At 42.5% G+C, this 9,725-nt stretch carries 7 protein-coding genes; 5 read left to right on the top strand and 2 right to left on the bottom strand.

All coding sequences use genetic code 11. The annotated features are described in order from the left end of the window. Positions 1 to 1,603 (top strand): sodium:solute symporter (locus VK541_RS06425; protein WP_324368076.1); only part of this gene is annotated, 1,603 nt, incomplete at its 5' end. Positions 1,604 to 1,633: 30 nt separating this feature from the next. On the opposite strand, the gene VK541_RS06420 is transcribed toward VK541_RS06425, so the two are convergent. Further along, positions 1,634 to 2,482, bottom strand: coding sequence for a DUF2911 domain-containing protein (locus VK541_RS06420; protein WP_324368074.1), 849 nt, complete (start codon positions 2,480 to 2,482; stop codon positions 1,634 to 1,636). A 198-nt stretch (positions 2,483 to 2,680) separates the two neighbouring features. Here VK541_RS06420 and VK541_RS06415 point away from each other — a divergent pair, with 198 nt between their 5' ends. Continuing rightward, the gene (locus VK541_RS06415) at positions 2,681 to 5,203 is read left to right on the top strand and encodes a M1 family aminopeptidase (RefSeq protein ID WP_324368072.1); all 2,523 of its coding nucleotides are present in this window, start codon (positions 2,681 to 2,683) and stop codon (positions 5,201 to 5,203) included. Here the strand turns inward: VK541_RS06415 and VK541_RS06410 are convergent, their stop codons facing one another. Next, positions 5,204 to 5,989: a hypothetical protein gene (locus VK541_RS06410; RefSeq protein WP_324368069.1), complete on the bottom strand. Its 786-nt coding sequence runs from the start codon at positions 5,987 to 5,989 to the stop codon at positions 5,204 to 5,206. A gap of 119 nt (positions 5,990 to 6,108) precedes the next feature. On the opposite strand from VK541_RS06410, the gene VK541_RS06405 reads away from it, so the two are divergent. The 3 genes from VK541_RS06405 to VK541_RS06395 all read left to right on the top strand — a co-directional run bounded on the left by VK541_RS06405 (position 6,109) and on the right by VK541_RS06395 (position 9,579). Beyond that, positions 6,109 to 7,437, top strand: coding sequence for a cytochrome ubiquinol oxidase subunit I (locus tag VK541_RS06405; RefSeq protein ID WP_324368067.1), 1,329 nt, complete (start codon positions 6,109 to 6,111; stop codon positions 7,435 to 7,437). 3 nt (positions 7,438 to 7,440) lie between these two features. Beyond that, positions 7,441 to 8,460: a cytochrome d ubiquinol oxidase subunit II gene (locus tag VK541_RS06400; protein WP_324368065.1), complete on the top strand. Its 1,020-nt coding sequence runs from the start codon at positions 7,441 to 7,443 to the stop codon at positions 8,458 to 8,460. Positions 8,461 to 8,715: 255 nt separating this feature from the next. Then, the gene (locus VK541_RS06395; protein ID WP_324368063.1) at positions 8,716 to 9,579 is read left to right on the top strand and encodes a hypothetical protein; all 864 of its coding nucleotides are present in this window, start codon (positions 8,716 to 8,718) and stop codon (positions 9,577 to 9,579) included. Positions 9,580 to 9,725 lie beyond the last annotated feature (146 nt).

The raw sequence follows: 9,725 nt of genomic DNA, 5'->3' as shown, positions 1-9,725 counted from the left end.
TGGAAATCAAAGCCTGCCCTGGTACCATGTGTGTTTATCGGTAATGGCAACCCAGGCGAGCGCAATTACTTTCTTGTCTGCACCGGGACTGGCCTATTCTTCGGGAATGAGCTTTGTGCAGTTTTATTTTGGCTTGCCGTTGGCCATGATCGTGTTGTGCATCACTTTTGTGCCTATATTCCACCGGCTGAAGGTCTATACCGCATATGAATACCTGGAGCAAAGGTTTGATTTGAAGACCAGGGCGCTGACCGCTTTTTTATTTTTGGTACAAAGAGGGCTTTCTACAGGAATTACGATCTATGCACCTTCAATTATTTTATCTACGATATTAAATATTAATACTACTTACACTACTTTATTTATCGGCAGCCTGGTGGTATTTTATACTGTATATGGGGGTACTAAAGCCGTTTCTTATACGCAAATACTGCAGATGAGCATTATTTTTTGCGGTTTGTTTGCCGCCGGAGCCATGGTGGTGCATTTGCTGCCTGCCAATATAGGTTTTGTAAAAGCCATTAGTATTGCGGGTAAAATGGGAAGGACCAATGCGATAGATCTGACTTTTGACCCGAACAACCGGTATACCTTATGGACTGGCCTGCTGGGGGGCTTCTTTTTGCAGTTGTCTTACTTCGGAACGGATCAGAGCCAGGTGGGTCGGTATCTTTCAGGGGCATCGGTAAGTCAGAGCAGACTCGGCTTGCTGATGAACGGCTTGGTGAAAATTCCTATGCAGTTCCTGATCCTGCTGATCGGTGTACTGGTGTTTACATTTTATCAATACAACAAGCCTCCTGTTTTCTTTAATAGCTTTGAGCTGAATAAGCTGGAAAAAAGTAAATATAACCCTGAGCTGAATAAGATTAAAGCAGAATACACACTCATTCATAAAGAAAAAGAAGTTGCGGTCAACAAAATGAATGCTGCACTGGATAAAGATGATACAGGATTGATAGATGAGCAAAGAAAGGTATTGCAGGAAGCTGATCAAAAAGAAAAATCGATTAAGAAACAGGTCACTGACTTAATGGTTAAGAACGATATACATGCAAACACTGATGACAATAACTACATATTTTTAAGTTTTGTGACCCAATACCTTCCCCGGGGTCTGATCGGTTTGCTGATTGCTATTATTTTCCTCGCTTCTATGGGGTCAACAGCAAGTGCACTGAATTCCCTGGCTTCTACAACGGTGATCGACATCTATAAAAGGCTGATTAAAAAAGATGCTTCCGATCATGAATATCTGCAGGTTTCCAGGCTGGCAACGGTGTTTTGGGGCATAGTTTGTATTGTTATGGCCTTGTATGCAAGTAAGATCGGCAATTTACTGGAGGCGGTAAATATACTTGGGTCATATATTTATGGGACAATACTTGGTGTTTTCCTGGTAGCATTTTATGTAAAGTCTGTCAACGGCAGGGCGGTTTTTTTTGGTGCCGTCCTCACGGAGATTGTGGTAACGCTGTTAGGCTGGAATGAAGTGGTGGCTTATTTATGGCTGAATGTCATCGGATGTATGCTGGTGATATTTTTTTCTCTGATTATTCAGACTTTTATAAAACATAAAAAAAATCCCCGAGGCCTTTCGTAGCCCCAGGGATTTTATCATAAATTTTTAATCTTATTTCTTTGCTTCTGCCAGTAATGCACCATTTAACCTGATGTACTCAGGGTTTTTGATCTCGGTAGCAATCTTCAGACCTTCTTCCGCAGTTTTTGCAGCTGCATTTTTATCACCCATTTTCAGCTGAACACGGCCCTTCCATAATTTAACCCATGGCGCTTTTGTGTTGTCAGCGTCTGCAATATTCATCCATTCTAATGCTTTGCTCAGGTCTTTTCCGTTCTCCAGGTAATATTGTGCAGCCTGAAAATACGGTTTTTTCTCCCCTTTCATAGCCTCATCTATACCGGCCATTACTTTAGTATCCACATCAGTACTCAGGCCAACAGATGCTGTTGTATTTTCCCAGGTCAATAGCAGCCTGGCGCTGGTAGGGTATACATCAGCCAGCTGAATGGTAAAAGTCTCCACTTTATCTTTGAGTTTTGTGGCTTTTACTTTAACCCGCAGCACATCATCGCTTTCTTTGTACTCATAGGCTCCCCATTGCTTGGCGCCTTTATTGATGATGATCGTCCATTCATTTTGACCCGGAATGGTAAACAATCCATATTCTCCGGCGGCTAAATCCTTACCTTCAATCTTTACGGCTTCGGTAAATGCAATTGTCGTTGCCGAGTTTGCTCCCGTGCGCCATACCGCATCATAGGGCTCCAGTCCGCCAAAGATCTTACGTCCTTTGACATTTGGACGAGAATAGCTAATAGTGACCGTGCCTAGTCCGAAGGCCTGAGTAAGTGTTTGTGAGCTGCTTGCCTGTGGCATTTTCAGGCTTTGCGCCTGAAGGTCGCACTGCAAACCTACTGCCAGTGCTGCAAGCAGTAGTGTCTTTAATGTAGTTTTCATATGAATTATTTATTTTGAGTTTTGTTTCTGCTAAAATAAGCTTAATGAGGATTAGTTGGTTAAAATTTTGTGCACCTCGGGCAAACTTGAGGAATGAATTAGAAAATCATTACCTATTTTCGCCTTATGGTTAAGCTTAACAATTGTTTAGTAGGGTTTCTTTTGTGCCTGTTCTCTTGTAATAGTGTAAAAAAAGGAATGATTTACCATGAAATAGCAGTTATTCCTGGTCCTAAAATAGAATCAGGGGTTTCCCGCCAACTGGCAGAATACCGCAAAACGGTGATAAAGGACATTAGTTACAAGCTGGAGCTGGACATTCCCAGGCTGAGAAAGGATAAAATTGAGGCACTGGAAGTGATTAGTTTTCAATTAAATGTTAATCAGTACCCGCTGCAGTTAGATTTCAGAGAAAATGCTGCAAAAATAAAGTCTCTCAGGGTTAATGATAAAACTGCAGCAGTGAAGTATGAAGCGGAACATTTGATCATTGATACGGAATATTTAGTGTCAGGAAAAAATAAAGTTGAACTTAGTTTTGAAGCCGGCGAGGGGGCGCTGAACAGAAACGAAGACTACCTCTACACGCTGTTCGTTCCGGATCGGGCCAGAACTGTTTTTCCCTGTTTTGACCAGCCTGACCTCAAAGCCACCTATACGCTGACGCTGAAGTTGCCGGCCAGCTGGAAAAGCATTGCCAATGCGAGCTTGAGGGATTCTGTAGTGACTGGTGACAGAAAAGCAGTTTATTATAACACTTCGGACACCATCAGCACCTATCTGTTTGCTTTTGCAGCAGGTAAATTTGAAAAGGCTACCGGGCATCTGGCAAAAGGAGAAGCAGAGTATTTATACCGGGAAACAGATACCGCAAAAATAAAACAAAGCATAAAGGAAGCATTTGCTACCCACGCCTCTTCATTAAAATTCCTGGAAGAGTGGACAAAGATCCCTTATCCTTTTCAGAAGTTTGGATTTGTAGCTATACCAGATTTTCAGTTTGGCGGTATGGAGCATCCGGGTGCGATCCAGTATAAGGCATCAGCAATGTTTTTGGATGCGGGTGCAACCAAGGATCAGCTCGATGCCAGGAGTAATGTCATTGCCCATGAGACGGCGCACATGTGGTTCGGAGACCTGGTCACCATGAACTGGTTTACTGATGTTTGGATGAAAGAGGTATTTGCCAATTTCATGGCAGATAAAAGCATGGAAGCGCTTACAGGTAAGGCTGTTTTTGACCTGAAATTTTTAGTGGACCATTTCCCGGCAGCCTATGGAATAGATCGTACTCAGGGTTCCAATCCAATAAGACAGGACCTTGATAATCTGAAAGACGCCGGCACATTGTATGGAAACATCATCTACCACAAGGCACCGGTCATGATGCGGCAGCTGGAAAGACTGATGGGTAAGGATAGGTTTCAGCAGGGCGTGAGAGAATACCTGCTTAAGTTTGCCAATGGTAATGCTTCCTGGCCGGATCTGATCGGCATTTTAGATAAATACTCGGATGCTGATCTGCAGAAATGGAATAAGGTATGGGTAAACGATACCGGGAGGCCTGTCATAGATTATGAACTGGAGAAGAAGAACAATAAGATCAGTAAATTTACGGTCAGGCAGAAGCCTGAATACGGTGATGACCGGGTTTGGCCGCAGCTGTTCGAAGTAAAATTTTATTATGCCGATCATAGCAAAGAGCTCAGCATAAACCTGAATACTGATAAGACCGATATAAAGGAAGCAGAGGGTATGGATGTTCCGCTGTTCCTTCAATTCAACTCTTCAGGGCAAGGTTATGGACTATGGCCGGTAGATGGAAAAATGCTTCCCGGGCTTTATCATATTGCCGACCCACTCAACAGGGCGTCCGCCTATATCTCTCTGTACGAAAATATGCTCAACGGACGATCTGTGACACCGGGGCAGCTGATGGATTTATTTACCGCTGGCTTAAAGAAAGAAGAAGAAGAGCTGAATATTAAACTGCTAACCGGCTACCTGGCGAATGTTTATTGGGAGTTTATTACCCCGAAAGAACGAAAAACGGGATCTGCACAACTGGAGGAATTACTTTGGGAGGCAATGAAGTATCAAAGCCTGCCCAATAATAAAAAACTGTTATTTAAGGCCTTTCAGGATGTGTTTTTGTCTGAGAATGGAAGGAATAGGCTTTACGAGGTATGGGCTCGGCAAAAAGCCCCCCAGGGAATAAAATTGACAGAAGACGATTACACCTCGCTGGCTTTCTCTTTAGCCTTAAGATCAGATAAAGATACCGAAATACTAAAAAAACAGCTGGCAAGAATTACAAACGCAGACCGGAGAAAACGATTTGAATTTATAGTGCCGGCTATTTCAGCAAGTGAAGCCATTAGGGATGATTTTTTCAAAAGCCTCATGCAAAAATCCAACAGAGAAAAAGAGTCTAATGTAGCCGCTGCCCTATACTATCTGCATCATCCTTTGAGACAGGCGACTTCCATTAAATATCTTCCTGAAAGCCTTAGATTACTTACTGAAATACAAACAACCGGTGACATTTTTTTTCCTCAGAACTGGCTGCAAGCTACCTTCAGTTATTATCAAAGCGCTGATGCAGCCCAGGTCATCAGGGACTTTTTAAAACAAAACCCCAATTATAATCCTAAACTGAAAATCAAGATCCTGCAGGCTGCAGACAATGTTTTTAAAGCTGGAGTATTGTTAAAAAAATAGTTACTGCTTAAGCTCCATATAAGTCACTTTAAAATTTTGCTTCATGTTGTGATCTGTGATCATGATTTGTGAAGGATAACCATCCTCATTGTATTCATGGTTATAGGTTATTTTTTCCTGTAGAGTTTCAGTTCCGGTGCTGCTCAGTATGTTATTTTGACCAGCGCTAAAGAATGGATACCTGGTTTCCAAAAGCAATCTTTCCGGATATTTTAGGTGTTTAAATATTCCATTTTTAAGATCGTAAGTGTAGTGCAGGTTTTTTGATCCGCCCGGGTAATTTGACTGGATCTGGGTAGTTACATTTCCCAATGAGTACGACAGGGTTGATTCGCGGAAAAGTTCTCCATTATCCTTATAAAATCTGATCTTAACGAGCAGCTGGTTCTGATCATAATCGAGTATGTAATAACCTGTTGGAGTGAATACTGCTCCGTTTTCATCAAAAGACCTTGCTTTGGGAAGTCCTTCCCTGTCTTTTACATAATCAATCAGCTGAAAGGGCTTGTTATTCTTCATTTTTTTTATTTCGTAAGGCTGTTGGTTTTTATAGGTGATGGTCATAGTGTAGCCATCGGACCCCGCTATTTCAATCAGGTTCGCGGTGTTCTCCTGATATTTAAGAGTGATCTGCAACTGATCAGACTCAAACTTTAATGGTACAAGTCTTTTTACAGGTTGTTCGGTGGGAGGGGCTGTTTCTTCTCTTTTTTTAGAAGAGATTTTTTTACAGGCCATAAAAAATAAAAAATGCCCGGCAAGCAAAAGTCTCAAAGTCGATTTCATAGTAAATACCTTTTTTATGATAAATAAATTAGTTCGGGTAAACTTATATACAACTGGTGCAACTAAACAAGATATTTTAATCATTTTGTTTATTTTTGTAACTCCAATCTTACCCTTCTATGGATGATTTCTTAGCTGCCCGCCTTCAAATGGCCTTTTCCCTTGGCTTTCACATCGTATTTGCTTGTATAGGCATGGTCATGCCCTTTTTTATGTCTGTTGCTCATTTTTATTGGCTTAAGACGAAGAAAGCGGTTTATAAAGATGTAACGAAAGCATGGAGCAAGGGAGTGGCTATTTTTTTCGCCACAGGAGCAGTTTCAGGTACGGTACTCTCCTTTGAACTGGGGTTGCTCTGGCCGACATTTATGGAGCACGCAGGCCCGATATTTGGAATGCCGTTTTCTCTGGAGGGAACGGCATTTTTTATAGAAGCCATAGCGCTTGGATTTTATATGTATGGCTGGGGTAAACTGAATGTCTGGTTTCACTGGGTCACGGGTGTCATTGTAGGCATCAGCGGATTGTTATCAGGGATATTAGTTGTTGCAGCAAATGCCTGGATGAACAGTCCATCCGGATTTGAATATCTGGACGGCAAATACCTGAATATCGATCCAATAGCAGCTATGTTTAACGATGCCTGGTTTTCGCAGTCACTTCACATGTCCCTGGCGGCATTTGTCTCTACCGGGTTTGCAGTCGCAGGAGTTCATGCATTAATGATATTGAGGGGAAGAAATGTAATTTTTCACAGCAAGGCTTTTAAAATAGCGGCCGTGTTCGGGACAGTTGCAGCTTGCCTGCAGCCAATCAGCGGCGATATATCTGCAAAGGATGTTGCCCAGAGGCAGCCTGCAAAGCTGGCGGCTATGGAGGCGCATTTTCATACAGAAAAGAACGCTGCCCTGATCATAGGAGGAATACCTGATACCGCAAACAAAAGGGTTGACTATGCCATTAAAATACCTGGACTGCTGAGTTTTATGGCTACAGGTGACTTCAATAAAGAGGTGAAAGGTTTAGATCAGATTCCTGAAAATGAACAACCGCCGGTCGCCGTGACCCATTATGCTTTTCAGATTATGGTGGGGCTGGGGATGGTGATGGTACTGATCGCTATCTTATACTTTATCGCATTATTTAATAAAAAACAATGGCTCAAGAGCAAATGGCTGCTGAAGCTCTTTATCGCAGCGACTCCGATCGGATTTATAGCGCTTGAGGCAGGCTGGACGGTCACTGAAGTCGGCCGGCAGCCCTGGATCATTTATGGAGTAATGCGTACTGCTGATGCGGTGACCCCAATGCCGGGTATAGTTTATTCATTTTACTTGTTTACTGCTGTATACATCTCCCTGGCCATTATAGTTACATTTTTGCTATACAGGCAGATCACGATGGTGGGAAAATTGTACGATTCATCCTTAAAACAACCTAATTCCTAAGCCATGATCTACGTTGTAATTGTATTTCTCTGGACTTCTATCTTACTTTATATCCTGCTTGGAGGCGCAGATTTTGGTGCTGGGATCATTGAGCTGTTTACTTCAAAGGCCAACCAGGCTAAGACACGTAAAACCATGTACAATGCGATAGGCCCGATATGGGAAGCAAACCACATGTGGCTGATCATCGCTATTGTGATCTTATTTGTTGGTTTCCCAAAAATATATACCACGGTTTCTATCTACCTGCACATCCCGCTGGTGTGTATGCTGCTGGGTATTATTGCCAGGGGAACAGCCTTCGTATTTAGAAACTATGATGCTGTTAAAGACGATATGCAAAAGGTATATACCCCCATATTTATGTATTCCAGCCTGATTACACCTTTTTTTCTGGGGATAATAGCTGCCAGTTCAGTTTCAGGACAAATTGACTTGCAGGCAAAGGATTTCTTATCGGCATATATCTACAGCTGGCTAAACTGGTTTTCAATTTCAGTGGGTGTCTTTACTGTGAGCATATGCGGTTTTTTGGCTACGATCTTCATTATTGGTCAAACAGATTCTGAGCAAAACAGGCTGCATTTTATAAGAAAGGCCAGGCGAACCATCTATGTGGTCATGTTTTCCGGAGCACTGGTGTTCCTGGCGGCCTATCTGGAACATATCCCGTTAACGGACTGGATCTTCGGTGATACCCCCGGACTGATAGCCATTATTGCAGCCGGCATATCACTTGTGATCATGTTTATGGCACTGAACCGGGACAAGCCAATCCTATTGCGGCTGCTGGCCGGATTTCAGATCACCATGATCCTGTTTGCTGCCACCTATACTCATTTTCCAGATATTGTTCTGTTGAAAAACGGGCAGAACCTTTCCCTGCTCGGCCACCAGGGCCAGGCTAAAGCCATCGAGTCGCTGGCCTTTGCACTGCTCATAGGAAGTGTATTTATTTTACCTGCGCTGGTTTACCTGATCTATATTTTTCAGGTGAGGAAGGATAGCCCTGAAAGTCACTGATACACTGGAGTAATTTGTAACAAATTAAATGATGTTACACAGTTAATTATTCAGAAAATGGGAAAAAATATATGCGATTTCTGCTTTTTGCCGCCTTCCTTGTAACAAATTAAACTCATAAAGTTTAGAAAGCTAAATTTTGTGGTTAATTCGCAGCCTCGTTCGTAAAATGAAACTTGTGATGAGGATTAAACCTAAACAAGTTTGATAAGTCATATTACCAAACGAGACTAAAAGCAAATATTTTCACTAAATATGAAAAAGGGATTCTTTAAAATTACGGTAAGTACATTAGGCATTGCGGCTCTTAGTTTGACAGCAAATGCCCAAAAGGTTAATGAATTGCAGGAGGTGAGTATACTCGCCCCGCACGCGATTAAAATTGACGGAAAGAATTTTGAATGGAAGGATGCTGATTTTTCAGTAAATAAACGTACTTCAATCTCCTACATCATGAGCAACGATGATAAGAACCTTTATCTCGTCATCAAATCTACTGATGTACCTAATAATTCAAAAATAATGGCCGGAGGAATTACGCTGTCGGTAAATGCGGATGGCAAGAAGAAGGAAAAAGAGAGCATTACTTTGACCTACCCTGTTATCCACAGAACAGGCAGAGGTCCGGGTGGTGGCGGCATGAGAAGGATCGGCGGTTTCGGTGGCGGTGGTGCGCAGCCAAGTGCAAAGGAAAGAGACTCTATGATGGCCGCTATGCAAAAAACTCAGCTTGCACAAGCTAAAGAAATTAAGATCAAAGGGTTTAAAAATACGACTGATACACTGATCTCGATTTACAATGAGTACAGTATCAAAGCATTTGCAAATATAGATAAAGACAATGCTTTCTTTTACGAACTGCAAATCCCTTTAGACGCCCTTGGCATATCTAAAGATGTACCTAAAGAATTTGCATATAACATTAAACTAAACGGCTTGCAGCTGCCTGGATTAGACGGAGGTGGTTTTGGTGGCGGTGGCGGCCGTGGTCCTGGCGGCGGCGGAGGCGGCAGAGGCCCTGGCGGTGGAGGTGGCCGTGGTCCTGGTGGCGGAAATTTTGATTTTCAGGCCATGATCAGTCCGACAGATTTCTGGGGGAAATACACCATCAAAAAGTAACCTGCTTAAAAAGACACACAAAAATTAACCATACATACAGATGAATTTTCTCTACCAGGTCACGGCCCGAAAGCTGCAGCCCGATTTTTGCGCCTACATGCCTGTTAAGGCTTTCAAAAAAGCTTTCTTTTTTTGCCTGGCTATGC

Source organism: Pedobacter sp., assembly GCF_035317785.1.
In the GTDB taxonomy this organism is placed as follows: Bacteria; Bacteroidota; Bacteroidia; order Sphingobacteriales; family Sphingobacteriaceae; genus Pedobacter.
Note: the sequence above shows the minus strand (reverse complement) of the source record. Positions and strands in the feature narration are given on the sequence as shown.

What these genes read in the sequence shown, in the direction of transcription:
- VK541_RS06395 (WP_324368063.1), top strand. Translation starts at nt 8,716, where the DNA reads ATGAAAAAGGGATTCTTTAAAATTACGGTAAGTACATTAGGCATTGCG.
- VK541_RS06410 (WP_324368069.1), bottom strand. Translation starts at nt 5,989, where the DNA reads ATGAAATCGACTTTGAGACTTTTGCTTGCCGGGCATTTTTTATTTTTT.
- VK541_RS06400 (WP_324368065.1), top strand. Translation starts at nt 7,441, where the DNA reads ATGATCTACGTTGTAATTGTATTTCTCTGGACTTCTATCTTACTTTAT.
- VK541_RS06420 (WP_324368074.1), bottom strand. Translation starts at nt 2,482, where the DNA reads ATGAAAACTACATTAAAGACACTACTGCTTGCAGCACTGGCAGTAGGT.
- VK541_RS06415 (WP_324368072.1), top strand. Translation starts at nt 2,681, where the DNA reads ATGATTTACCATGAAATAGCAGTTATTCCTGGTCCTAAAATAGAATCA.
- VK541_RS06405 (WP_324368067.1), top strand. Translation starts at nt 6,109, where the DNA reads ATGGATGATTTCTTAGCTGCCCGCCTTCAAATGGCCTTTTCCCTTGGC.